The organism is Janthinobacterium sp. SUN033 (genome assembly GCF_030397595.1).
Classification (GTDB): domain Bacteria; phylum Pseudomonadota; class Gammaproteobacteria; order Burkholderiales; family Burkholderiaceae_D; genus Janthinobacterium; species Janthinobacterium kumbetense.
The window spans coordinates 202,739-226,486 of sequence record NZ_JAPQNV010000006.1 but is presented as its reverse complement, the minus strand read 5'-3'; the positions used below and the strand labels follow the sequence as shown (position 1 = coordinate 226,486).

The window sequence follows — 23,748 nt, the reverse complement described above, 5'->3', positions numbered from 1 at the left end:
ATTATTTATTCCGACAATAATTTCCATGCCACTAGTTTTTGCGCGTATGCCAAGGTGTAGGCAGGGCTGCTCGACGGCAAGCAGACGATGCGGTAGCGCTGCGCGTGCTCGCCCAGCACCTTGACGCCCAGCTTGGCGGCCGTGCCGCCGTTGAAGGCGATCGTGTGCAATTGCGGCAGGCTGGCGGCCAGGGCCACCAGGTCGTTATCGTCGCGGGCGCGGATATTGCTGTCCAGGCTGCCCATGCGCTGCGCCTGCGCCACCACGTCCCACAACCCCACGCCGTGCGCCAGCAAGGTGCTCAAGCGCGCTTCATAGGGCTGGCTCGTCAAGTCCACGCCCAGGACCTCTCCCAGCAACCGCCAGAACTTGTTTTGCGGATGCGCATAATACTGGCTGTGCGCCAGCGATTTTTCGCCGGGCAAGCTGCCCAGTATCAGCAAGCGCGTATCGGCGTCAACGACGGGATCGAAACAGCGCTTGCGCGGGTCGGCGGCAGGGTCTGGCAAGTAGGCTGGGCTATTCAAATGAGCGGTCCGGAAGGAGAAATGAAGGGCCATTTTACCCGGCCACGCGACGGTGTAGAATTCCCGGACAACCATCCCTACACAAGAGACCGCCCATGCGCACCATCGACACCCTGCTGGCCCAGTATGGCGAAAGCCACCGCAACCACGTCAATGAATGGGTGCACATCGTGTGCGTGCCGCTGATCGTTTTCAGCCTGCTGGGACTGCTCTGGAGCGTGCATCCCAGCGTGGCGCTGCTCGGCAGTATTCTCGCTTTATACTATTACTACAAGCTGTCGCGCCCGTTTGCGGCAGGCATGCTGGCCATGCTGGCCGCCATGCTGGGCCTGCTGCTGCTGATGCCGGCGCTGACCGTCCTGCCCGTGTCGCTGGCGCTGTTCGTGCTGGCCTGGATAGGCCAGTTCATCGGCCACCAGATCGAAGGCAAGAAACCGTCGTTCCTGGACGACTTGCGCTTCTTGCTGGTGGGACCGCTATTCGTGCTGGGATTTTTGTACCGGCGCCTGCGGCTGGCGTATTGAGCGGTCACGCGGGGCCGTAACAGATTTTTACTATTCGCAACTAGTTATATGAGGCAAGTGTCCTTATGATAAGTCATCATCTGTCGGTCAATGTAATCGGCAACTAACTTTTGTCCAAGGGAGTCCCACATGAAAGCACCAATTATTGCAGTGGCATTGCTCGCCACCCTGGCCGGCTGCGCCGTACAACCGAACTCGGCGAATGTGTACAACGCGCGCCAGGCGCAGAATGAACAATCGGTTCGCATGGGCACGGTTGAATCCGTGCGCCAGGTTACCATCGACAAGGGTGAAACGGGCACGGGCGTGCTGGCTGGCGCGGCGCTGGGCGGCGTGGCCGGCTCGACAGTCGGTGGCGGAAAGGGCGCCATCGCGGCCAGCATCCTGGGCGCCGTCGCCGGCGGCATGGCGGGCAAAAGCATCGAAGCGAACGCGTCCAACAAACCCGGCCTGGAAATCACCGTACGCCTGGACAATGGCGACATGCGCGCCATCGTGCAAGACGCGGACGAGCTGTTCCGTCCGGGCGAACGCGTGCGCCTGCTGTCCGATGGCCGCAAGACCCGCGTCACCCACTGATCTGCTTGCCGGCGCATGCGCTTTAGCCGAATGCGCCGGCAGCCATCAGCAAGGCCGAGGGCGACATGCCCTCATGCAGCCAGATGGCAACCAAGGTTGCCACCACGACATATACAAGCACGCTCCATACTTTGATCTGCAGTGAGGCTGGCATGGCGGTCCCCTTCAAAGATGCAATTCAGAAAATGTTTACTTGATAATAAAGTAAATATTTTCATAAATTCAACATTTTCCAGAAGCACTGCGCTGGCTCAATGCCTCGTTGTCTCCTGACCACTCTTTGAGCAAGCTCGGCCAAGACTCGCCATCCCCGCGCGATGCCCGTATACTTGCGCGATGTCCTCTCCTCTCCTGTTCATCATTGCCTGCCTGATCTGGGGCTCCACCTTCTGGGCCATCACCTTGCAGCTGGGCGATGTCGCCCCCGCCGTTTCCGTGGTCTACCGCTTCGGCCTCGCGTCCGCCACCCTGTTTGCCTGGTGCGCCTTGCGCGGCGACCGCTTGCGCCTGCCCTGGCGCGCGCAGAAATGGATGCTGCTGCAGGGCCTGGCCTCGTTTGCCCTCAGCTATGTGTGCACGTATAGTTCCGAACAGTACCTCGTCTCGGCCCTCGTCAGCGTGCTGTTTGCGCTGATGGTGTTCTGGACGCCATTGCTCAACCGCATCGCCTTCGGCACGCCCATCACCTGGAGCACCTGCTGCGCGGCATTCGTCGCCATCTGCGGCATCGTGCTGCTGTTTTACCAGTCCATCGGTGCGGCACTGCAAGATATCCTGGGCGGCGGCAATGGCCATTTCCTGCTCGGTTTCATGCTGGCCCTGGTGGCCACCGTGTCCAGCACGGCGGGCAATGCCCTCGTCATGAAAGTGCGCGAGCATTCCGGCAACGTGATGCTGACCATGGCCTGGACCATGCTGTGGGGCACCTTGATGGTGGCCGCCTGGGCCGTCGCCACGGGCCAGTCCTGGCAATTTCCCGCGCGCCCCAGTTACTGGATGGGCTTGCTGTACCTGGCCATCTTCGGTTCGGTGATCGCCTTCAGCGCGTATTTCACCTTAATCGCCCGCATCGGCACGCAAAAGACCGTGTATATCGGCGTCGTCACCCCCGTCATTTCCGTGCTGCTATCGGTGCAGTTCGAACACTACCGGCCCGCCGCCATCGAATGGGTGGGCATGGTGCTGTGCCTGTCCAGCGTGGCCTGGGCCCTGACCTCGGGCGCGCGCAAGACGGCTGTTGCATCCTCTATTTCCACCACTCCATCCGCAAAGGCAACATGAGCACCTCTTCCTCCCTCGCCATCCGTCCCGCGACCGCATCCGACGTGGCCGCCATCTTTGGCATGATCCACGAACTGGCCGTGTTTGAAAAACTCGAACACATGATGATCGCCAGGGAATCCATGCTGCACGACAGCCTGTTCGGCGCCCATCCCGCGTGCGAAGCGCTGGTGGGCGAGGAAGATGGCGAGGTGGTGACGTTCGCCCTGTTCTTCCACAACTTTTCCACCTTCCTGTGCCGCAAGGGCTTGTATCTGGAAGACCTGTATGTGAAGCAAGCGGTGCGCGGCAAGGGTTATGGCAAGCAAATGCTCGTGGCGCTGGCGCAACTGGCCGTCGCACGCGATTGCGGCCGCTTCGAATGGTCGGTGCTGGACTGGAATGAAAACGCGATCAATTTCTACAAGGGCATGGGCGCGGACGTGATGCCGGACTGGCGCATCTGCCGGGTCGCTGGCGATGCCTTGACGCAATTGTCGGCGGGTACGCCGCAACCACTGTGATTGGCATCGCATCGCGGGAACTGCAAACGCAAGCTCCAAAAAAAATCCCCGCGGGCTAGCGGCACCGCGGGGTGAACCCATTGTCAAGTGGGAGGGGGAGAATGCAATCAACGGTTATCAATATAAACGCTGCCGCTTGCCGCCGCGCCGACCTTTACATTTGCTTACCGGGCCTTACATTTGACTTAAATCCGCTAACCAAGTGTCACCGAGTGTCGCTCGGATGACACTGATTATTTCCGTGGTTCAATCAATGTGCCGTGCAAACCGATATGTTGTTGCGCAACCCCACTGCCGCCCTGCGTATTTGTATAGATTTGGTACACTGTCAGGCAGGCGATGCAGCCAGCAACCACGGCGAAAATGACCATGCGACGCTCCTTATGCTTGAGGGAATCAGGACCCGCGGCGCCTGATGATGACAGGGCGAGCAGGGAAGATTCAGTGTGGCATCTTCGGTCAGGGGGGCATTGCGCAATCTCAAACGCGCCAATTTGACGGGGTCATGGCATTTGATATGGCGCAAAGTGGCGGCATTCCGCTCACACAAAATGAACGCATCGTTACGCACCTGGGAGCCACATCATGAATGTCTCTGCCAAACCGCTCGTCATGAAAATCTACCGCGCCTACCTGCGCTCCCGCCTGGAGCGCTACACGCGCGACTTGCAAGCCATCGCCGAACAGCGAGAGAACGACTTCCAGGCTGAACGCATCCTGCACCAGGCCGTCGTCTCGGTGCGCTCCAAACTGCACTCGCTGTAACCGTGATGCCGTCAGTGCTGCCGGCCGGCAACGGCCCAGCGCTCCACCAGCTCGAACAAGCCTTGCGTCAGCAGGGCCAGCACGGCTGCGGGGATGGCGCCGGCCAGCAGCATGTCGTTGTCATTCAGCGCCAGGCCGATGGTGATGCGTTCGCCGTAACCGCCCGCGCCGATAAAGGCGGCGATGGTGGCCGTGCCCACGCTCATCACAGCCGCCGTTTTGATGCCCGCCAGCATCACCGGCAAGGCCAGCGGCAAGTCCACGTGCAGCAGGCGGTCGCGCTTGCTCAAGCCCAGCGCCAGCGCCGCCATGCGCAAGCCTTGCGGCACCTGCAAGATGCCCGTGCACGTGTTGCGCACGATGGGCAGCAAGGCGTACACGAATAGCGCGACCAGCGCCGGCACGGTGCCTATCATGCCCAGCAGCGGGATCAATATCGCCAGCAGGGCCAGCGACGGCACCGTCTGCAGCACGCCGACGAAGGCCAGCACCGTTTGCCGCAGCGGCGCCGACAACGCCGCCAGCACGCCCAGCGGAATGCCGATCAGGCACGCCAGCGCCACCGACAGCAGCACCAGGGTCAGGTGCTGGCGCGTCAGGGTCCACAGATCGTCGCCGAGGAGTTTATCGAGCAGCTTGCTGCGCGCGGCGGCCGGTTTTTTCGCCGACGTGCCGGAGGCCAGCCACTGGTGCGCCACGCCGGAAAAAGTCTTGCCATCGATTTCCACGGCCGCATTCATGGCGATCATGTCGCTCTCGCTGATGCGCCCCTGCAAGCCTTGCAGCGCGAGCCAGGCGGCGGGAAAACGCTGCGGCACGTCGAGCCGGTACAAGAGCATGGCGTCGTAGCGGGGAAAATACTGCTGCGTATCGGCCAGCACGCGCAAGCCGTACTGGCGTATCTTCGCGTCCGTCGAATAAATGTCGATCACATCCACCTGGCGCTGCGCCAGCGCCTCGTAGGCGATGCCGTGATCGAGCCCGCGCGGGCGCTGCGGCAAGCCATAGCGCGCGGCCAGGCCCGGCCAGCCATCGACCCGGCCGATGAATTCATGCGACAGGCCGAACTTCAAGGCGGGATGCTGCGCCAGCTGCGCCAGGCTGGCGATGCCCGTTTCATCGCCGCGCATGGCCAGCGCATAGGTATTGTTAAAGCCCAGCGGCACGGCCACGCCCAGGCCCAGCGCCGCCAGCTCGCGCCGCATCTGCGCCAGATCAATGGCCTTGTCGTGCTTGAGGATTTCGCCGGCGATGGTGCCCATGTATTCGGCATACACGTCGATGCTGCCCGCCTGCAGCGCAGCCAGCACGATGGCCGTGTTGCCCAGGCCTTGGCGGTGTTCCGCCCTGACGTGCGGCGCGGCGCTCTGTTTGACGATTTCGCCGAGAATATACGATTCCGTGAAGCGCTTCGAACCCACCTTCAGGGTGCCGCCGTCCATGGCAAGGGAGGACATGGGCGCGGCGGCGAAGACAAGCGAGAACAGCAGATAAAACAGCAAACAAGCAGCACGCACGCGGCGCTCCAGGACGGATGATCAATCCGGCAAGCTTACCACCGGCGCGCGCCAGACACCGCCATGCACCACGCCCGCGCACGGGTTCAGGCCCAGCGCATACGCCAGGTCGGCCGGGCGCGCGATGCGCCACAGGGCAAAATCGGCGCGCTTGCCCACCGCCAGGCTGCCCGTTTCCTGCTGCAGCCCCAGCGCGCGCGCCGCATGGATCGTGCAGCCGGCCAGCGCTTCCTGCGGCGTCAGCCGCCACAGGGTGCAGGCCATGTTCATCGCCAGCAGCAGGGACGTCATCGGCGACGTACCCGGGTTGCAATCGGTGGACACGGCCATCGGCACGCCCGCCGCGCGCAAGGCCGCCACGGGCGGCGGCTGCGTCTCGCGCAAAAAGTAATATGCGCCCGGCAGCAGAACGGCCACCGTGCCATGCTGCGCCATGGCGGCGACGCCCTCTGCCGACAAAAATTCCAGGTGGTCGGCCGACAGGCCGCCATAGCGCGCCACCAGCGCCGCGCCGCCCAGGTCCGACAGCTGCTCGGCATGGAGTTTCACAGGTAGCCCCAGCGCTTTCGCTGCCTCGAACACGAATTCCGTTTGCGCCGGCGTAAAGCCGATGCGCTCGCAAAAGGCGTCGACGGCGTCCACCAGGCCGTCGCTGGCCAGCTTGGGCAGCATTTGCCCGCACAGCAGCTCGATATACGAGTCGGCCTGGCCCGCATACTCGGGCGGCAGCGCGTGCGCGCCAAGAAAGGTGGTGCGCACGGATACGGGCAGTGTTTGCCCGATCCGGCGCGCCACGCGCAGCATCTTCGCTTCGCTGGCCGCGTCGAGGCCGTAGCCGGACTTGATTTCCAGCGTCGTCACGCCCTCGGCCAGCAGCGCCAGCACGCGGGGCAGGCTTTGCCGCAGCAATTCGTCGTCGCTCGCCGCGCGCGTGGCGCGCACGGTGGACATGATGCCGCCACCGGCGCGGCTGATGTCTTCATAGCTGGCGCCATTCAGGCGCGCCTCGAATTCGTCGCTGCGGTTGCCCGCGTGGACGATGTGCGTGTGGCAGTCGATCAGGCCGGGCGTGAGCCAGCAACCCTGGCCATCCTGCAGCACCGCGCCGCTGGCCGGCAGCTCGTCGCCGGGGCCGAACCAGGCGATGCGGCCATCCTTGACGGCGATGGCCGCATCGAGCAGCTCGCCATAACCGTGCTCCATGGTGGCCAGGTGGACGTTGTGGATGACCAGGTCCCAGTCTTGCATCGCTTTCTCTCCCTAGGTGAACAGGTCGACGCACAAGACGGGCGAACACTGCAAGGCGTCGAGCCGCCATTCCTGCGCATCGTCGGCGTCCAGCAGCAGCGCGTCATGGCGGGCCAGCGCGAACTGCTGCTCGCCACCGCGCGCCAGCACGTGGCCTTCGCCGGCGACAAACAGCAAGGTCGCCGCGCTGCGCCGCACCAGCCGGCATGGGGCCGTGATTTTTTCCAGCTGGTGGCGGCAACGGTCGCGCCGCGTCATCACATTGAAATCCGTCGTCGTTCCCCTGACTTGCGCCTCCACGGCCGCTTCGCCGGGAAACCACAGCATCGGTTGCGCCGCGCTCAAGGTCACCTTGCGCACACCATCGAGCGTCAGCTGCACGCTGTCGCCATCGACCAGCATCAAACTGCGGTCGATGCCGGGAAAGCTGGAAAACGGCCCGCTGGCCGTGATCGTCGCCAGGCTGATACGCCAGTCGAATTCCATCAGGCTGGCGCCGGGCGGAGCAATGGCGATTTCCATCGTGCTGCCGCCGCCATTTTTCCACGGCGCGGCGCGCAGGCATTCCTGCGGGATGAAGGTCGCCATCAGAGCGCCCTCAGTTGCGCCAGCGTGCGCTTGTAGGCGGCGGCGATGGCATCCTGCGCCACGTGGCGCCCGCCGCGCACCTGCCATTGGCCGCCGCACAGCACGTCGCGCACCAGGTTGTCGTTGCCGCAGAAAAGTACGCTGCCCAGCACATTTTCGATGGCCACGCCGCACAGGTTCACATGCGCTTCGTCGAGCACCAGCAAGTCGGCGCGGCAGCCGGGCGCCAGCGCGCCCAGCTTGCGCCCGGCCGCCTGCGCGCCGCCCTGCAGGGCCGCCTGCCACAGGTAGTCGCCCACATGGCGCTCCTCCGGCGTGGCGGCGACATTGCGCTGCTGCCGCTGCAGGCGCTGGCCATATTCGAGCCAGCGCAATTCTTCCACCGGCGACTGCGATACATGGCTGTCGCTGCCCACGCCGAAGCGCCCGCCGGCAGCGATGAATTCGGCCAGCGGGAACAGGCCGTCGCCCAGATTCGCTTCCGTCGTCGGGCACAGGCCCGCCACGGCGCCGCTGGCGGCCATCAGCGCCACCTCATCGGGCTGCACATGCGTGGCATGCACGAGGCACCAGCGCGCATCGACGTCGACCTGCTCGTACAAATACTGCACCGGGCGCCGTCCGCTGTAATCCAGGCACTGGTGCACCTCGCCCTGCTGTTCGGCGATGTGGATGTGGATGGGGCGGCCCGCGGGCAGCGCCTCCGCCACCTGTTTGATCTGCGCCACGCCAGCCGCGCGCAGCGAATGGGGCGCAAAGCCCACCTCCACCTGCCCGCCGCGCTGCGGCGCCAGCGCCTCGACGATGCGCAAGACATCGTCCGCACCGGTGCGAAAGCGCGCCTGCTCCGCTTTCAACGGCTGTTCGCCGAAACCCGCATGGCTGTACAGCACGGGCAGCATGGTCAGGCCGATGCCGCTGAGGCGCGCCGCCGCCAGCACTCGTTCCGCCGTTTCCGCGGGACGCGCATACAGAGCACCGGCCATATCGCGCTGCAGGTAGTGGAATTCGCACACGGCCGTGTAGCCATGGCGCAGGCATTCCGCAAACAGCTGCGCGGCGATGCTTTCCATCTGCTCCGGCGTGATGTGGCGCGCGAAGCGGTACATCAGGTCGCGCCAGGTCCAGAAGCTGTCCGGCCCGTCACCCGCAATCTCCGTCATGCCGCCCAGCGCCCGCTGGAAAGCGTGCGAATGCAGGTTGACCATGCCGGGCAAGACATATTCGGCCACTTCGGCGCCGGCAGACGGCGCGGCGTTTTCCGCCACCGCCGTCAAATCCCCATTCTTGTCCCATTCCAGCAGCACGTCGCGGCGCCAGCCTTGCGGCAGCAGCGCATGGCGGGCAAACAGGGACGCACTCAACGCGCCACCCATGCCACGGCCGCTTCCATCATCTGGCGCAGCAGCGGCTGCACTTGCGCCGCCAGGTCGGGCCGGTAGCCAAACGGTTCCGTTTCGTCCATGTACAGGCACTGGCACATCTCCAGCTGGATCGCATGCACGCGACCTTCCGGCTGGCCGTAGCGGCGCGTGATATGGCCGCCCTTGAAGCGGCCATTCAAGGCCACGGTAAATGCCTCCTGCGCGCGCGCGATATCCACCACGGCGGACGTCAAGCCCGCATCGCAGCTGGCGCCATCGGCCGTGCCGAAGTTCAGGTCGGGCAGCTTGCCGTCAAAGAAGCGCGGCACGCGCGAAGCGATCGAATGGGCATCCCACAGCACCACGGCGCCATGCACGCGCAGCAGCCGGTCCAGTTCCGCGCGCAGCTGCGCATGATACGGCGCCCAGTAGCGCTGCAGCCGCTGCCGCACGTCCTGCGCATCCGGTTCGCGGCCGGCCAGGTACAGCGGCTCGCGGTGAAAGGTATCGTTGGGCAGCAAGCCCGTCGTATCCTGGCCCGGATACAGATTCGTGTCTTCCTGCGGGCGGTTCAAGTCGATGGTGTAGCGCGACCAGCGCGCCGACAGCACGGACGCATCCATCTCCTGCAAAAAACCATACAGCTCGCGCAGATGCCAGTCCGTGTCAGCCTTGACCAGGGCCTGCGGCGTCATGCGCGCGGCGATATCGTCCGGTATGTCGGTGCCCACGTGGGGCATCGACACCAGCAGCGGAATGCTGCCTTCATTAAAGCGGAAATCCATGCTTGTCTCCTTGCTCCAGCTCAAGCGTACAGCGGGGCGAACAAATTCTTGCACGTGCTGCTCAACTCACCCTGCAGCACCATCTGCTTGGCCGCTTCGATGTCGGGCGCGAAGAAGCGGTCGGCGTCGAAGAACGGCACTTTCTGGCGCAACTGGTGATGCACATGTTCCAGGTGCGGCGAGGTTTTCAGCGGACGGTGGAAATCGATGCCCTGCGCGGCGGCCAGCAGCTCGATGCCGACGATGACGGCCGTGTTGTGCGCCATGTCGTCCAGGCGGCGCCCGGCGAACGTGGCCATGCTCACGTGGTCTTCCTGGTTGGCGGACGTCGGCAGGCTGTCGACGCTGGCCGGATGCGCGAGCGACTTGTTTTCCGACGCCAGCGCGGCAGCCGTCACGTGGGCGATCATGAAGCCGGAATTGACGCCAGGGTCGCGCACGAGGAAAGGCGGCAGGCCGGACAAGGTGGCGTCGATCAGCAGCGCGATGCGGCGCTCGGCCAGCGCGCCGATTTCGGAAATCGCCAGCGCCAAGGTATCGGCGGCAAAGGCCACCGGCTCCGCATGGAAATTGCCTCCCGAGACGATTTCCGCCTGCCCGTTGGGGCCATCCTGGAAGATCAGCGGGTTGTCCGTGACGGCATTGGCTTCGATCAGCAGGGTGCGGCCGACGTTGCCGATCAAATCGAGGCAGGCGCCCATGACTTGCGGCTGGCAGCGCAGGCTGTACGGGTCTTGCACGCGCTCGTCGCCTTCCAGGTGCGAGGCGCGGATCGCGCTGTGCGCCACCAGCTGGCGGTACATCTGCGCGGCCAGGATCTGCCCCGGCTGTCCGCGCACGGCATGCACGCGCGCGTCGAACGGCGAGTCGCTGCCCTTGGCCGCGTCGAGCGACAGCGCGCCCGTGACCATGGCCGCTTCCAGCAGGCGCTCGGCCATGAACAGGCCATGCAGCGCCAGCGCGTTCGACACTTGCGTGCCGTTGATCAGGGCCAGGCCCTCTTTCGCCGCCAGCACCACGGGCGCGATGCCCGCCTGCGCCAGCGCCTCGGGGGCCGCCATCAATTCGCCGTTGACGCGCACGTCGCCCACGCCCAGCATGGCCAGGGTCATGTGCGACAGCGGCGCCAGGTCGCCCGAGGCGCCGACGGAACCTTTGGCGGGAATGGCCGGCATGATGCCCGCGTTGTACAGGGCGATCAGGGTGTCGACGATCAGCGGGCGCACGCCGGAAAAGCCGCGCGCCAGGCTGCCGATCTTCATCAGCATGATCAGGCGCACGACGGCGTCCGACAGCAGCTCCCCCGTGCCGACGGAATGCGACAGGATCAGGTTGCGCTGCAACTGCTCCAGCTTTTCATCGGGGATGCGCGTCTTGGCGAGCAGGCCGAAGCCCGTGTTGATGCCGTACGCCGCGTCGCCCTTGGCGACGATGGCTTGCACGGCGGCGGCCGACGCCTCGATGACGGGATAGGCCTCGGCAGCGAGGGTCAATTTTGCCGGCGCGGCCCAGACGGCGCGCAGGTCGGCCAGGGTCATCGCGCCCGGTTTCAGGGTCCAACTTTTGGCATGCTGTGTCATAGTCATTCGAATCGAGGTCTCAAGGAATCATGGGAAGAATCAGGCCGTTGCGCTTGGCGCAGGCGGCCGCTGTTTCGTAGCCGGCATCGGCATGGCGCATCACGCCCGAGCCGCTGTCGTTGACCAGCACGCGCGCCAGGCGTTTCGCCGCCGCTTCGCTGCCATCGGCCACGATAACCATGCCCGCATGCTGAGAATACCCCATTCCCACACCGCCGCCATGGTGCAGCGAGACCCAGGTGGCGCCGCCGGCCGTATTGAGCATGGCGTTCAGCAGCGGCCAGTCGGAGACGGCATCCGTGCCATCCTTCATGCTTTCCGTCTCGCGGTTCGGGCTGGCGACGGATCCCGTATCGAGGTGGTCGCGGCCGATGACGATGGGCGCCTTCAGTTCGCCCGTGCGCACCATCTCGTTGAAGGCCAGGCCGGCGATGTGGCGCTCGCCCAGTCCCAGCCAGCATATCCGTGCCGGCAGTCCCTGGAAGGCGATGCGCTCGCGCGCCATGTCCAGCCAGTGGTGCACCTGTGCGTGGTGCGGGAACAGCTCCTTGATCTTTGCATCCGTTTTATAGATGTCTTCCGGGTCGCCCGACAAGGCCACCCAGCGGAACGGGCCGCGCCCCTCGCAGAACTGCGGGCGGATGTAGGCGGGCACGAAGCCGGGGAAGTCGAAGGCATTTTGCACGCCCTGGTCGAACGCCACCTGGCGGATGTTGTTGCCGTAATCGACGGTGTGCACGCCCATGGCGTGGAAATCGAGCATGGCTTGCACGTGGGCGGCGCAGGAATCGGCGGCCGCCACCGTCAGGCGCGCATGGCGCTGCGGGTCCTGTTGCGCCGCCTTCCAGTCCGACACGCTCCAGCCGCGCGGCAGGTAGCCGTTGACCAGGTCATGCGCGGACGTCTGGTCCGTCACCAGGTCCGGCACCAGGCCGCCCGCCTTGGCGCGGCGCACCAGCTCCGGCAGCACTTCGGCCGCGTTGCCCAGGAGGCCGATGGAAATGGCTTCCTTGCGCTGCGTGTGGTATTTGACCAGTTCCAGGGCTTCGTCCAGGCTGGCCGCCTGCTTGTCCAGGTAGCGCGTGCGCAGGCGGAAGTCGATGCTGCTTTGCTGGCACTCGATATTAAGCGAGACGGCGCCCGCCATGGTGGCGGCCAGCGGCTGCGCGCCGCCCATGCCGCCCAGGCCCGCCGTCAGAATCCAGCGTCCGCCCCAGTCGCCGCCGAAATGCTGGCGACCCGCTTCGGCGAAGGTTTCATACGTGCCCTGCACGATGCCCTGCGTGCCGATGTAAATCCAGCTGCCGGCCGTCATCTGGCCGTACATGAACAGGCCCTGGCGATCGAGTTCGTTGAAATGCTCCCAGTTGGCCCATTTCGGCACCAGGTTGGAATTGGCGATCAATACGCGCGGCGCATCCGCGTGGGTCTGGAACACGCCCACCGGCTTGCCGGACTGGATCAGGAGGGTCTGGTCGTCTTCCAGTTCGCGCAGCGAGGCGAGGATCTGGTCGAAACAGGCCCAGTTGCGGGCCGCGCGGCCGATGCCGCCATAGACGACCAGGTGCTGCGGATTTTCCGCCACTTCCGGGTCCAGATTGTTTTGCAACATGCGGTAGGCCGCCTCGGCCTGCCAACTCTTGCAAGCCATGACCGTGCCGCGCGGGGCGCGGATGGTACGGCTGGCATCAAAGCGTGGATCGGTGTCCATTGTGCTGTTCATGCTGTCTCCTCGTAGGGTGCGAGCGGACGTACCTAGCCCGATACCTGGCCCGCTCTGGTACTCCCAGCATAGGTTGTCTATACAACCAAGTCAACAGGTTTTTGCAGGCGTCAAATCCTTATTTTTTCTCGAACACGCGCTTGCCCGCCACCCACGTCTGCAGCACCTGCGTCTTGCCGATGGCCTTTGGTTCCACGCTGAACAGGTCCTGGTCGACGACGATGAAGTCCGCCCATTTGCCCGCTTCCAGGGTGCCGATGGCCTTTTCCTGGTGCGCCGCCCAAGCCGCGTCGAGGGTGAAGCAGCGCAGCGCCTGCGTCACCGTCATGGCTTGCTGCGGGTACCAGCCGCCGGCCGGGAAGCCCTCGCTGTTTTGCCGCGTGACGGCCGCGTGGATGCCCTCGAACGGGTTCGGCGACTCGATGGGGAAATCGGAACCGCAGGCGATGCGCGAGCCTTGCGCAAGGAAGGTGCGCCACGCATACGCGCCCTTGATGCGCTCGTGACCCACGCGCTGCTCCGCCATGTTCTGGTCCGAGGTGGCGTGCGTCGGCTGCATCGACGGCACGATGCCCAGCGCCTTGAAACGGGGGATGTCGGACAACTGCACCACCTGCGCGTGCTCCATGCGGTGGCGCAGGCCCACGCTGCGGTATTGCGCGGTCAAGGCCTGGTAGCCATCGAGGATTTGATGGTTGCCCGCGTCACCGATGGCGTGCACATTCACCTGGTAGCCGGCGCGCATGGCTTTTTCCATCTTCGCGCGCATGGCGCCGTCCGGGTAGAACAGCAGGCCACGGGTAGAGGGATCGTCGCTGTACGGTGCCAGCAGGGCCGCGCCGCGGCTGCCCAGGGCGCCGTCGGACACCAGTTTGACGGCGCGCAAGGCGTACATGTCGCGCGCATAGCTATTCAAGGGGCCGTTTTTCGACAGCGCGTCGAAGTCGTCCGTCGTGTCAAAAATCATGCCGTACACGCGCACCGTCAGCTTGCCGTGGTCCGCATAGTCGCGGAACAGCCGGTCCTGCATCTGGCCGATGCCCGCATCGTGCACGCTGGTCAGGCCCGCTTGCGACAGCTGCGCCAGTGCGCCATCGAGAGCGGCGCGGTTTTCCACGTCGCCCGGCTTGGGCAGCACGGCGTCCATCAAGTCCATGGCGCTGTCGACCAGCACGCCGGTGGCATTGCCGTCTGCGTCGCGCTCGATCTTGCCGCCCGCCGGGTCTTGTGTGGCGCGCGTGATGCCGGCCAGCGCCAGCGCGCGGCTGTTGGCCCAGCCCGCGTGGCCATCGACCCGGCGCAGCCACACGGGCCGCGCGCTTTCGGCCGCATCGAGTTCCGCTGCCGTGGGAAAGCGTCCCAGCTTCCAGATTTCCTGGTTCCAGCCATTGCCGACGACCCAGCTGCGCTCGGGATGCGCTTTGGCGAAGTCGCCCACAGCCTGCACGGCGGCCGGCAGCGAGGCAGAACCGTACAGCATCACGCCGCTGGCGATCGTCCCCAGGCCGAAGACGTGGCCGTGCGCGTCGATCAGGCCTGGCAGCACGGTTTTTCCCTGCGCGTCGACATGGATAGCGCCCTTGGCCGCCTTGCGCTTCACCTGCGCGGCGCTGCCGACGGCGAGCAGCTTGCCCCCGTCGTCAAAGGCCAGCGCCGTGAAACGCAGCACCTTGCCGGCAGCATTGAGCGTGTAGCCGTTGGCATTGTCGATGACGGTATCGGCATGCGCGTGGCCGATGGCCCCCAGGCAGGCGAGCGTGAGCAGGGTGCGGCGCAGTGGCAAGGTCGGCATTTCCATCTCCAGGTCTTTTAGTCGTTAGCAAAAAGACGAGTGTATAGAAATTGGCAAAATGGTCAATCAGGCAGCGCGGGGCGCTCGTACCATCAGCCAGTAATCGCAGCCCGTGACGGCTTCCGCGTAGCGGCCCGCCGCCACGAAGCCAAGACGGCCATAGAACGGCAGGCTGCGCTCGTTGTAGGTCTCCAGAAAGCACGCGGCGCCGGCCGCATCGACGGCCGCCAGGCCCGGCGCCAGCACGGACGCGCCCAGCCCCTGCCCTTGCGCGGCCGGGGCGATGCCGGCGATCGACAGATACCACGCGTCTTGCAGGCCATGCGGCGCCAGCGCATGCTCCATGTTCGCGACGATGGCCGTGAAATGCGCAAAGCCCCGCTCCCCCAGCAGCGCGCGCAAGGCGGCTTCGCGCTGCGCATACGCGGCCTGGCGCAGGGCCGCCGGCGTATCCGTCGTCCAGATGGCGGCGCCATTGCCCGCGTCGTCAGCCAGGTCGACGCGCCCCGCCTGCCACCCCTCGGCCAGCGCCAGCGCGAAGTAGGCTTCCAGCATGGCGTGCCGCGCCGCCTCGTCGTCGCCGCACGCCACCGTGACGGTGCGGTAGAACGGATCGTCGGTCAGGGCGGCGGCCAGGCTACGGGCGGTGCGGGAGGATTCGATGTTGGATGGGCTGGACATGGGGACTCTTTCTTCTCATTGAAACGCCCGGCATCTTAACGCAAGCGCGCAGGCTTTGCGCCCAGTCAATACTTGCAGACGCCACAGGTCTACGCTGAGGTTTTCAGGTGGAATACCCCATGGCCAGGCACCATGTCATCAGCACCACCGCGTGCGACGTGTTCTTCAAGCTCGTGGCGCACCAGAAGAGCAGCCTGGGCGCGCGCTTCGACAGCATGATCGTCACCTTCAGCGCCGACGGCCAGCCCGTGCTGGGCGCCGCCCTGCGCAACGCGACAAGCGGCTGCGAACTGCACCGCCTGGCCGGCCAGCCCGACGAATGCTGGTGCTGCGGTTATGACGAGCAGCTGGAATTCGTCTCGCAAGCCAACGCACCGCTGGCGCACGCCGACTACCGCCTCACTTTGAGCAATGGCGAAACGTGGACGGGGACGACAGATGCGAAGGGGCGCACGGGGCGTATCGCCAGCAAGCGGGAGGAACAAATCACCCAGGCCGAATTCCTGCCGCACGCGGATAAATCACCATGCTGCGCCGCCGCGCCAAAACACGCTGCGCCTGCCGTCAAGGTCGTCCAGCTGGATGGCATCAAGACGACCGACAAGGATGTCGGCTCGTCCGTGAAACAGGTCAAAGTGAAGGACAAGGTTCGCCCGCTGACCAGCGGCGAGATCGACATGGCGTGAATACTGTTTCAGGATGCGATCGACTACGGCAAGGTCAAGGTGCATGGGGAGCCGTATCTATGGTTTGGCTTGCAGCCGAAGGATGTGGCCATGACGCCGGATGGGGAGATTTATTTTCATGTATTGGACTACAAGGAGGACTTTTCCAAAGAAAAAGATAGTCTGAAACACTGGTTTATGCACGAAATGGTTCATGTTTGGCAGTACCAACTCGGATATCAAGTAAAACTGCGGGGAGCCATTCGCTTGGGGCTGGACTACAAATATACCTTGCTCCCCAATCAGAAATTATCCAGCCATGACATGGAAGCGCAAGGTGATTTATTGGCGGACTACTTTGTGCTGAGATTTTCAACTTCCACTCGTGCCATGCGCCAGCAACGCTATAAAAACTCCGGAGAACTGTTTAAAAAGGTACTCAATGATTTTTTTAACGACCGCAAGAGCCCGAAAAACTTGCCTGGTAACGATATTGACCATGAGCCTATATTCGATATTCCCTGACACATGGGCATATTCCCGCATGGCAGAAGCAGTTATCCAGTCGGCGCAGGGCATGCCCTGCTTCTCCATTACAAAAAAAGAAGAGGCACGCAATGGCCTGCCATTTCTTGGCGCACTCATGGTTTCAGACATGTCCGTGCAACCGGTAAAGGAAGTATGGGGGTTCTCCCTGCCGCCAGAAATGCCCTTATCCATCCGTGCCAGCACATGCATCCGCTATGGAAACGTGCCTACCGGTGCGACGGGCATACGCGCAGAAAAACTGATACCCGGGCATTTCTATAGCGTATTCCTGAATGGCAGCCCCAAAGATCCGTCCGATCCAACGTATGGCTATCAAGGAAAATTCTGCGTGAGAACTACGGCTGCTGGCGGTCAGCAAGTCATTCCCATCAACAGCGACATGCAGGCCTGGATCGATGAAGTCTGCCCAACGCCGCCTTAGCATCATGCCCTTGTCTCATAAAACACTATTCATACTGCTCGCATTCTCGAGCATGAACAGCGACGCGCGATCACGCATGGCCGATGCCGAAGTCACCTCGATCAATGACGTACCCTGCTTTAGCATTTCCAGAAAGGAAGATAGGCGCAACGGCCAGCCCTTCCTCGGCGCCTTGAGCGTGTCGGACGTGACGGTCAAGCCAACGACGGAAATATGGGGTTTTCTCATGACAGGTGGCAAGAAAATCCCGTTGTCATCAGCAAATTGCATTCTTTATGGGGATATCCCGTCCGGCGCCGAGGCTTCCCCTGCGCCTGAACTGAAGACGGGCAGGGTGTACGAAGTATTTCTGAATGGCAGGTCTATGGATGCTACCGATCCAACCTATGGATACGTGGCGAAATTCTGCCTAGTCCAGCAGGTCTCTGCCAAGCCACGTCTTGTCGTCATCCAAAGCGATACACAGGCCTGGATGGATGATACGTGCCCAGCCAAAAATCCTGTCCCATAGAAGGCATGCCATGAATCATCGTCACCTTATTCTTTATCTGCTGGCGACCTTGACGAGCATGGATGCCGCGGCGTGGTCGCGCATGGCCGAAGCCGAGATTAGCGCATTCAAAGGTATACCATGCTTCACCATCTCAAAAAGAGAGGAACACCGCAATGGAACGCCGATGCTTGGCGCACTCATGGTTTACGATCTATCCATAAAACCGCCTGTAGAGGTCTGGTCCTTCATTCTCCCTGGAGCGACGCCCCTCCCCATGCATGCCAAAACCTGCCATTTGTATGGCCAAGTACCGACGGGAGCCGAATCGACTGCCGCGACGATGCTGAAAACAGACAGGATGTACAGCGTCTTTTTGAATGGAAGACCGGATGCCCCATCAGACTCGACCTACGGCTACAAAGGGAAATTCTGTCTCATCACGACAGCGAACAGCGGCCAACAGGTTATTCCCATCACGCGCAATATGCGGGCCTGGATAGACGAAATCTGCCCAGCAAACAAGCTGGCACAAAAAGGTCAATAGTGTCCATTTATCACAAGCCACTATTGGTGCTCACCTTGCTGACCTGCATGAGCGCCTCGGCCACTTCCCGCATGGCATACGCGGAAGTACAGCTAAAAAATGGCACTCCCTGTTTCACCATTTCGCAAAAAGAAGAAGCGCGCAACGGGCTTCCTCGGATTAGTGCGATCGTACTGACAGATGTATCCGTCAAGCCTGCAGTAGAAGTATGGTCTTTTCTTTTACCGGGCGCCGCGACTATTCCTGTGCATGCCAAGTCCTGCCTTCTGTATGGAGTTGCACCAGCAACAGCAGAGGTCAAGCCACCCAAAGCACCGCCGCTGAAAACAGGACGCATGTATGACGTCTTCCTGAACGGTAGGCCAGCCGATCCGTCTGATCCTACTCGTGGTTACGTGGGCAAGTTTTGCTTAATCAGCGGCATCTCTGGGGAGCGAAAAATTCTCCGTATCGACAGCGATAGCCAAGCCTGGATAGATGAAATCTGTCCAGAACATTCGCTCATCAGATAGTGCGAGGGTCGCCATGCCATATCGTCACACGCTGCTATTCCTGCTTGCCACCCTGACGGCTATCGATGCCTCGGCGTGGTCGCGCATGGGTCCCGCCGCCGTCATCACGGAAGCGGGCCTTCCCTGCTTCCAGATTGCCAATGAAGAGGAAAGATCAAGAAGCCCTGTCAGCCTGAAGATGCTGACGATCAGCACACCTGGGCCGAATGGCTGGAAAAATGTATGGACGGTCATGTTCCCCAATGCCGCGTTTGGCGATCCCACCTATCGTCTGCCAAACAGGGGATGCGTGCGCTACGGCAAGGCTCTCGAGGGGGCCGAGAGCAGCGATGCAGCGCCACTGGTTGCGGGAAAGGTGTATGGCGTATCCTTCCTTGGAAGGCCGTCATCAGCATCCGATCCGACTTCCCGCTACTCGGCAGATTTTTGCCTGCTCACGGCCCAAGCCGGGGGATTTCACGTCCTTCAACTGACAAACGGCAAGAATACCTGCGCCTCCGAAGAACAGTCACGATAAGGCATGCAGCATCAGGGAATTGGCCAAAACACTCAAGGGTTGGGCGGAACCACTTCACTCGATTCCTCCCCCCGCTGCGCCGGCGCCCTGAACCATTCACCGGGCGGCACCACGTGCGACTCTTTCGGGTCATCGATGTAGTGCGGCGAGGTGATCTGCACGTCGAATTCGTTGAAGACGTCGATGATGTTCTGATGCAAGCGGTTCAGCACTTCGGCGCGCTGGCGGGGGACTTCGGCGCTGGCGTAGGCGACGAGGCGGTATTGCACGTAGTAATCTTGCAAGGCCAGTTGCATCACATACGGTTTCGGCGTGGTGGACAGCTCCGTCGTGCGCGACGCGGCCAGTTCCAGCATGGCGTGCACTTGCCGCCACGGCGTGGCGTAGCCGATGGTGACGGTGGAGTCGAGCACGAAGCCGCCGCCGGGCTGGGCGCGCGAATAGTTCTTTGTCGTCTGCGACATCACCCACGCGTTCGGCAAGGCGACTTCTTCGCCCAGTCCCGTGCGCAGGCGCGTCTCGAACATGCCCACGTCGACCACCGTGCCTTCGCTGTCGCCCACGCGCACATATTCGCCCTTGCGCAGGGCGCGCGTGTACATCAGGATCAGGCCGCTGGCGCCCTGCCCCACGATGCTCGACGCGCCGATCGACACCATCAGGCCCACCAGCACGGACAGGCCCTGGAAAGCGGCCGTGTGCGAACCGGGCAGATACGGGTAGGCCATGGCCAGCGCGAACAGCCAGATCACCACGCTGGCGATGCGGCGCGTCGGCAGGGCCGTGTCCTTGTCCAGCCAGCCGATTTGCAATTCGCCGCTTTCCACGCGCTTGAACAGCGAGGCGGCCGTGGCGGCGATCAGGCGCGCGATGGCGAAGATCACGCACACCAGCACCAGCCCCGGCAAGGCGCCGATGATGGCGTGGAAGACGTCGGCGGCCACGTCGAACAGATAGCCGCTCAGGCTTTCGCCCCACGAGCGCGTGTAGGGCAAGCGGCCCAGCACGAAGGCGGCCCACAGATACGTGGCCATCAGGCGCAAGCCCCACAGCACGGCGCTCAGCAGTTGATACGCAAAGGCGATGTAATGTTCGGCGTCGAGCACGCGCACGTTCTTCAGGCGCACGTCGCGCAGGCGCGAGGCCAGCAGGATGCCGCTGCGGCGCTTGGCCCAGTGGTACAGGCGCGTCAGCCCCATCCACACGAGCCAGAACACGAGGGTGGCGGCCGCGCACACGGCGGCGGCGATGGCCAGGTAACGCCAGCTGCCCTGTTCGCGGTAATCGAGCACGGCCTTGCTCAACTCGCCGGCCGCCGTTTTCGCCACGCTTTCCGTCGTGTCGCCGGCCAGCTGGTTGACATCGCCAGGCACGACGACGAACAGCTGCACGCCGTCGAGCAGCACTTGCGTGCCTTCGGGAATCATGCGCGTGCTCGTCTGCAAGGGGCCATTCTTGGCCAGCACGCCTTCCAGCCGGCGCTGCGCGCCCGTGGCCCGCTCATCGGGCGGATAGCCGGCCAGCGCGGCGCGGAAGACGAACACCTTGCGGTTGGCAAACATCAGCGGCGCCGTCCTGGCCGCCGCGGCCTGCGACGGCGCCACGACGGACGCGGCCTCCGCAACGAGCGCGGGCACGCCATCGTCCGCATGGGCTGCGGGCAGCAGGAAAATGGTCAACAGGCACAACAGGCGGAGCAGCGCGGACATGGCAGAAATGAAAGAGTGACAAGAAGCAGCCATCATGCCATGTAATCCTGGAAACTCAAGCGCAGCAGCTACCGTTCAGCTCGCATCGTGGAAAATGATGCCCAGGGTGTGGCGCAAGCCCGAACGCAGGCGCGACACGCCGTGGCGCATGTTCACGCGGTAGCTGCCGCGCGTGCCATTCACGGGACGCTGCGCGACGGGAAAGAGCACGGCGTCGCCCTGCGCCAGCGGCACCACTTCGGCGCGCGACTGCATGCGCGGGCGCTGCTCCGTCAGCACGAACTCGCCGCCCGTGAAATCCTCGTGCGGACGCGACAACAATACGGCCAGTTGCAGCGGAAACACGTGCTCGCCATACAAGTCCTGGTGCAGGCAGTTGTAATCGCCCTCGCGGTAGCGCAGCAGCAAGGGCGTGGGCCGGGTTTGCCCCGCCGCATGGCAGCGCGCGAGGAAATCGGCGTGGCTGGGCGGAAAGCGCGCCTCCAGTCCCATGCTGGCGTGCCAGCGGTTGGCGATGGCCGCCAGCGGCGGATACAGTTCCGTGCGCAAGGCAGCCACGGCGTCCGGCAGCGGATGCGCCCAATACTGGTACTCGCCTTGCCCAAAACCATGGCGCTGCATCACCACCCTGCTGCGAAAGCGCGACGCATCGTCGTACTGTGCCGCCAGCGCAGCGCATTGCGCGGGATTCAGCAAGCCCGGCACGACGGCGCAGCCGTATTGATTCAGATCATCCTCGATCTGGCGCCAGTCCGGCGCCCTCACCGTTCGCCCTCACGCTCGAGCAGCGCCTGCTTGCGCTCCACGCCCCAGCGGTAGCCGGACAGCGCACCATCGTTGCGCACCACGCGGTGGCAGGGAATGGCGACGGCCAGCGCATTCGCGGCACAGGCGCCCGCCACGGCACGCGCGCCTTGCGGGGAGCCGATGCGCCGCGCCAGCTCGGCATAGCTGACCGTGCTGCCGGCAGGAATCTCGCGCAAGGCTTGCCACACGCGCTGCTGGAACACGGTGCCGCGCACATCGAGCGGCAAGTCCAGTCCCAGGCCCGGCGCTTCGACCAGGCCGACGACTTGCGCCACCGTCTGTTCATAGTCGGCTTCCGCGCCGCGCAGCTCGGCTTGCGGAAAGCGGTCCTGCAAGTCGCGCAGCAGCACTTCCGGGTCGTCATCGATCAAAATCGCGCAAATGCCCTTGGCCGTGCTGGCCACGAGGATGGCGCCCAGCGAGCAGGCGCCGATGGCAAAGCGGATCACGGCGCCGCTGCCGCCGGCGCGAAACGCGCCCGGCGTCATGCCCAGCAAGCCCGGCGTGGCGGCATACAGGCGGCCGCTGGAATTGAAACCGGCCGCGTACAAGGTCTCGGTGACGTTGCCCGCCCCCTGCAAGCCGGCCTTCAGGCGCTCGCCGCGCCGCGCCGCCGCATACGCTTTCGGCGTGATGCCCGTGTGCGCCTTGAAGACGCGGTGAAAGTGAAAGCGGCTCAGGCCGGCCGCCTGTGCCAGGCTGTCCAGGTCGGGCAGCTCGTCGCTGGCGTCGATCAAACGGCAGATGTCGGCCACGATGGCCGCCTGGCGCTGGGCCAGCGGCGGCAGGTTGGGCTTGCAGCGCAGGCAGGGACGAAAACCGGCCGCCTCCGCCTGCTCGCAACTGGCGTGGAAAGCCACGTTGCGGCGCAAGGCGGGGCGCGCCGCGCAGGATGGCCGGCAATACACGCCCGTCGTGCGCACCGAATAGTAAAAGACGCCGTCGGCGTCGGCGGCGCGGCGCTGCAGGGCGTCCCAGCGCTCGTCGTCGGTCAGGTATGAGTGAGGCATGTCGGACTCCGTGCTTGTGATTGGCAAGTCTCCAGCATAGCCAGCGCCTGGGCGCACCACACTCCGGCGCTTGCTTTTGAATTCAAAAAAGGCTGGCGGCGCCTGCCTTGCTCGGTGCTAAAATCGGCCATCGCGCCTCCAGCCGGCGGCGCGCCCTGCCCGTGCCCCGGAGAAATCGCATTGGACGACCACAATACACAAGAAAATACGCCCATTTTCCAGCGCATCAAGGATTTTCTGCTGGCCGGCATCGCCGCCGGACGCTGGAAGGAAGGCGACGTGATTCCCTCCGAGCAAGCCTTGGTCAAACAATTCGGCGTCTCGCGCATGACGGTCAACCGCGCCGTGCGCGAACTGACCAGCGAGCAGGTGCTGACGCGGCGCCAGGGTTCCGGCACCTATGTGGCGCAGCAAAAATATCAGGCGACCTTGTTGGAAATCAAGAGTATCGCCGATGAAGTCCGGGCGCGCGGACATATCCACCGCAGCAGCTTGCAATTGCTGGAACGCACCAAGGCGTCCGACTTGCTGGCCAAGCAATTCGGCCTGCCGCCGGAACACCCGCTGTTCCATTCGCTGATCGTGCATTTTGAAAACGGCGTGCCGATCCAGGTGGAAGACCGCTGGGTCAATCCCGAGTGCGCGCCCGATTACATGACGCAGGATTTTTCCAGCATCACGCCAAACGAATACCTGATGGCCGCCGCGCCCCTGCAAGGCGCCACCTACAGCATCGAAGCGCTGTCGGCGCCGCGCGACATCGCCGAAATGCTGGCCATCGACACCAAACAGCCGTGCCTGGTGCTGCGCCGCCAGACGCGTTCGGGCGGCAAGATCGCCTCGATCGCCACCATGTGGCATCCCGGACACCGCTATCAATTCGCCGGCAGCTTTAGCTGAGACTATCGCCTCGATTGAGTAGCACGAATTCGCGCCAACTTTCTCACGAATTCTCACCAAATCGCGAAAAAAACGGCCATTTCGGGGCAAAAAAAATCCCGTTTTGGCCGTTTCTGAACTTAAATACTCCGAGTAAATATTCGATGCTATAGTTGCCGCCAGAA

General features: G+C 63.7%; 28 protein-coding genes. 13 read left to right on the top strand and 15 right to left on the bottom strand.

Annotated elements, in window-relative coordinates; translation table 11 throughout:
• Positions 1 to 5: 5 nt before the first annotated feature.
• A complete protein-coding gene (locus OX460_RS24395; RefSeq protein WP_289900209.1) occupies positions 6 to 527 on the bottom strand; it encodes a DNA-deoxyinosine glycosylase in 522 nt (173 codons plus the stop codon).
• 95 nt (positions 528 to 622) lie between these two features.
• Between OX460_RS24395 and OX460_RS24390 the strand changes: the two genes are divergently transcribed.
• Both OX460_RS24390 and OX460_RS24385 read left to right on the top strand, forming a co-directional pair.
• Positions 623 to 1,051 carry an Mpo1-like protein gene (locus OX460_RS24390; protein WP_099666421.1) on the top strand — a complete coding sequence of 143 codons (429 nt, stop codon included), beginning with the start codon at positions 623 to 625 and terminating at the stop codon, positions 1,049 to 1,051.
• Between the two features lie 129 nt (positions 1,052 to 1,180).
• On the top strand, positions 1,181 to 1,630 hold the full coding sequence (locus OX460_RS24385) for a glycine zipper 2TM domain-containing protein (protein WP_034780449.1): 450 nt from the start codon (positions 1,181 to 1,183) through the stop codon (positions 1,628 to 1,630).
• Positions 1,631 to 1,652: 22 nt separating this feature from the next.
• On the opposite strand, the gene OX460_RS24380 is transcribed toward OX460_RS24385, so the two are convergent.
• Positions 1,653 to 1,784: a hypothetical protein gene (locus OX460_RS24380; protein WP_257218848.1), complete on the bottom strand. Its 132-nt coding sequence runs from the start codon at positions 1,782 to 1,784 to the stop codon at positions 1,653 to 1,655.
• Positions 1,785 to 1,966: 182 nt separating this feature from the next.
• On the opposite strand from OX460_RS24380, the gene OX460_RS24375 reads away from it, so the two are divergent.
• On the top strand, positions 1,967 to 2,911 hold the full coding sequence (locus tag OX460_RS24375; protein WP_289900208.1) for an EamA family transporter: 945 nt from the start codon (positions 1,967 to 1,969) through the stop codon (positions 2,909 to 2,911).
• Entirely contained in the window at positions 2,908 to 3,414 is a 507-nt protein-coding gene (locus tag OX460_RS24370; protein ID WP_289900207.1) for a GNAT family N-acetyltransferase, read from the top strand. Before OX460_RS24375 ends, OX460_RS24370 begins: the two co-directional genes overlap by 4 nt.
• A gap of 233 nt (positions 3,415 to 3,647) precedes the next feature.
• Here the strand turns inward: OX460_RS24370 and OX460_RS24365 are convergent, their stop codons facing one another.
• Positions 3,648 to 3,785: a hypothetical protein gene (locus tag OX460_RS24365; protein ID WP_289900206.1), complete on the bottom strand. Its 138-nt coding sequence runs from the start codon at positions 3,783 to 3,785 to the stop codon at positions 3,648 to 3,650.
• Between the two features lie 214 nt (positions 3,786 to 3,999).
• On the opposite strand from OX460_RS24365, the gene OX460_RS24360 reads away from it, so the two are divergent.
• Complete coding sequence (locus OX460_RS24360) at positions 4,000 to 4,179, top strand: hypothetical protein (protein WP_034746290.1); 180 nt, start codon at positions 4,000 to 4,002, stop codon at positions 4,177 to 4,179.
• Between the two features lie 11 nt (positions 4,180 to 4,190).
• Here the strand turns inward: OX460_RS24360 and OX460_RS24355 are convergent, their stop codons facing one another.
• The 9 genes from OX460_RS24355 to OX460_RS24315 all read right to left on the bottom strand — a co-directional run bounded on the left by OX460_RS24355 (position 4,191) and on the right by OX460_RS24315 (position 15,457).
• Complete coding sequence (locus OX460_RS24355; RefSeq protein ID WP_289900340.1) at positions 4,191 to 5,636, bottom strand: glycine betaine ABC transporter substrate-binding protein; 1,446 nt, start codon at positions 5,634 to 5,636, stop codon at positions 4,191 to 4,193.
• 81 nt (positions 5,637 to 5,717) lie between these two features.
• Positions 5,718 to 6,944, bottom strand: coding sequence for an imidazolonepropionase (hutI, locus tag OX460_RS24350; protein ID WP_289900205.1), 1,227 nt, complete (start codon positions 6,942 to 6,944; stop codon positions 5,718 to 5,720).
• A gap of 12 nt (positions 6,945 to 6,956) precedes the next feature.
• Complete coding sequence (locus OX460_RS24345) at positions 6,957 to 7,532, bottom strand: HutD family protein (RefSeq protein ID WP_289900204.1); 576 nt, start codon at positions 7,530 to 7,532, stop codon at positions 6,957 to 6,959.
• A complete protein-coding gene (locus OX460_RS24340; RefSeq protein ID WP_289900203.1) occupies positions 7,532 to 8,908 on the bottom strand; it encodes a formimidoylglutamate deiminase in 1,377 nt (458 codons plus the stop codon). Before OX460_RS24340 ends, OX460_RS24345 begins: the two co-directional genes overlap by 1 nt.
• Positions 8,893 to 9,681 carry an N-formylglutamate deformylase gene (hutG, locus tag OX460_RS24335; protein ID WP_099666414.1) on the bottom strand — a complete coding sequence of 263 codons (789 nt, stop codon included), beginning with the start codon at positions 9,679 to 9,681 and terminating at the stop codon, positions 8,893 to 8,895. The genes OX460_RS24340 and hutG overlap by 16 nt, the downstream gene beginning before the upstream one ends.
• A gap of 20 nt (positions 9,682 to 9,701) precedes the next feature.
• The gene (gene hutH, locus OX460_RS24330) at positions 9,702 to 11,261 is read right to left on the bottom strand and encodes a histidine ammonia-lyase (RefSeq protein ID WP_289900202.1); all 1,560 of its coding nucleotides are present in this window, start codon (positions 11,259 to 11,261) and stop codon (positions 9,702 to 9,704) included.
• A gap of 19 nt (positions 11,262 to 11,280) precedes the next feature.
• Positions 11,281 to 12,984 carry a urocanate hydratase gene (hutU, locus tag OX460_RS24325; protein ID WP_251350176.1) on the bottom strand — a complete coding sequence of 568 codons (1,704 nt, stop codon included), beginning with the start codon at positions 12,982 to 12,984 and terminating at the stop codon, positions 11,281 to 11,283.
• Between the two features lie 118 nt (positions 12,985 to 13,102).
• A complete protein-coding gene (locus tag OX460_RS24320; protein WP_289900201.1) occupies positions 13,103 to 14,776 on the bottom strand; it encodes an amidohydrolase in 1,674 nt (557 codons plus the stop codon).
• A gap of 66 nt (positions 14,777 to 14,842) precedes the next feature.
• Entirely contained in the window at positions 14,843 to 15,457 is a 615-nt protein-coding gene (locus OX460_RS24315) for a GNAT family N-acetyltransferase (RefSeq protein WP_289900200.1), read from the bottom strand.
• A 119-nt stretch (positions 15,458 to 15,576) separates the two neighbouring features.
• Between OX460_RS24315 and OX460_RS24310 the strand changes: the two genes are divergently transcribed.
• From OX460_RS24310 to OX460_RS24280, 7 genes are all read left to right on the top strand, one after another.
• Positions 15,577 to 16,143: a hypothetical protein gene (locus tag OX460_RS24310; RefSeq protein ID WP_289900199.1), complete on the top strand. Its 567-nt coding sequence runs from the start codon at positions 15,577 to 15,579 to the stop codon at positions 16,141 to 16,143.
• A gap of 90 nt (positions 16,144 to 16,233) precedes the next feature.
• Positions 16,234 to 16,647, top strand: a complete 414-nt coding sequence (locus tag OX460_RS24305) for a hypothetical protein (RefSeq protein WP_289900198.1) — start codon at positions 16,234 to 16,236, stop codon at positions 16,645 to 16,647.
• A 19-nt stretch (positions 16,648 to 16,666) separates the two neighbouring features.
• Positions 16,667 to 17,092 (top strand): hypothetical protein, encoded by a 426-nt coding sequence (locus OX460_RS24300; RefSeq protein ID WP_289900197.1) that lies wholly within the window; start codon positions 16,667 to 16,669, stop codon positions 17,090 to 17,092.
• A gap of 52 nt (positions 17,093 to 17,144) precedes the next feature.
• Entirely contained in the window at positions 17,145 to 17,603 is a 459-nt protein-coding gene (locus tag OX460_RS24295; protein ID WP_289900196.1) for a hypothetical protein, read from the top strand.
• A gap of 10 nt (positions 17,604 to 17,613) precedes the next feature.
• The gene (locus OX460_RS24290) at positions 17,614 to 18,129 is read left to right on the top strand and encodes a hypothetical protein (RefSeq protein WP_289900195.1); all 516 of its coding nucleotides are present in this window, start codon (positions 17,614 to 17,616) and stop codon (positions 18,127 to 18,129) included.
• A 47-nt stretch (positions 18,130 to 18,176) separates the two neighbouring features.
• On the top strand, positions 18,177 to 18,641 hold the full coding sequence (locus tag OX460_RS24285) for a hypothetical protein (RefSeq protein ID WP_289900194.1): 465 nt from the start codon (positions 18,177 to 18,179) through the stop codon (positions 18,639 to 18,641).
• A 13-nt stretch (positions 18,642 to 18,654) separates the two neighbouring features.
• Positions 18,655 to 19,158, top strand: a complete 504-nt coding sequence (locus OX460_RS24280; protein WP_289900193.1) for a hypothetical protein — start codon at positions 18,655 to 18,657, stop codon at positions 19,156 to 19,158.
• Between the two features lie 32 nt (positions 19,159 to 19,190).
• Here the strand turns inward: OX460_RS24280 and OX460_RS24275 are convergent, their stop codons facing one another.
• The 3 genes from OX460_RS24275 to ada form a co-directional block, all read right to left on the bottom strand.
• Entirely contained in the window at positions 19,191 to 20,867 is a 1,677-nt protein-coding gene (locus OX460_RS24275) for a mechanosensitive ion channel domain-containing protein (RefSeq protein WP_289900192.1), read from the bottom strand.
• Between the two features lie 75 nt (positions 20,868 to 20,942).
• Positions 20,943 to 21,632 carry a 2OG-Fe(II) oxygenase gene (locus OX460_RS24270; protein ID WP_289900191.1) on the bottom strand — a complete coding sequence of 230 codons (690 nt, stop codon included), beginning with the start codon at positions 21,630 to 21,632 and terminating at the stop codon, positions 20,943 to 20,945.
• Positions 21,629 to 22,684, bottom strand: coding sequence for a bifunctional DNA-binding transcriptional regulator/O6-methylguanine-DNA methyltransferase Ada (gene ada, locus OX460_RS24265; protein ID WP_289900190.1), 1,056 nt, complete (start codon positions 22,682 to 22,684; stop codon positions 21,629 to 21,631). Before ada ends, OX460_RS24270 begins: the two co-directional genes overlap by 4 nt.
• A gap of 180 nt (positions 22,685 to 22,864) precedes the next feature.
• On the opposite strand from ada, the gene hutC reads away from it, so the two are divergent.
• Entirely contained in the window at positions 22,865 to 23,584 is a 720-nt protein-coding gene (gene hutC, locus OX460_RS24260) for a histidine utilization repressor (protein ID WP_070254615.1), read from the top strand.
• The last annotated feature ends 164 nt before the right edge of the window (positions 23,585 to 23,748 follow it).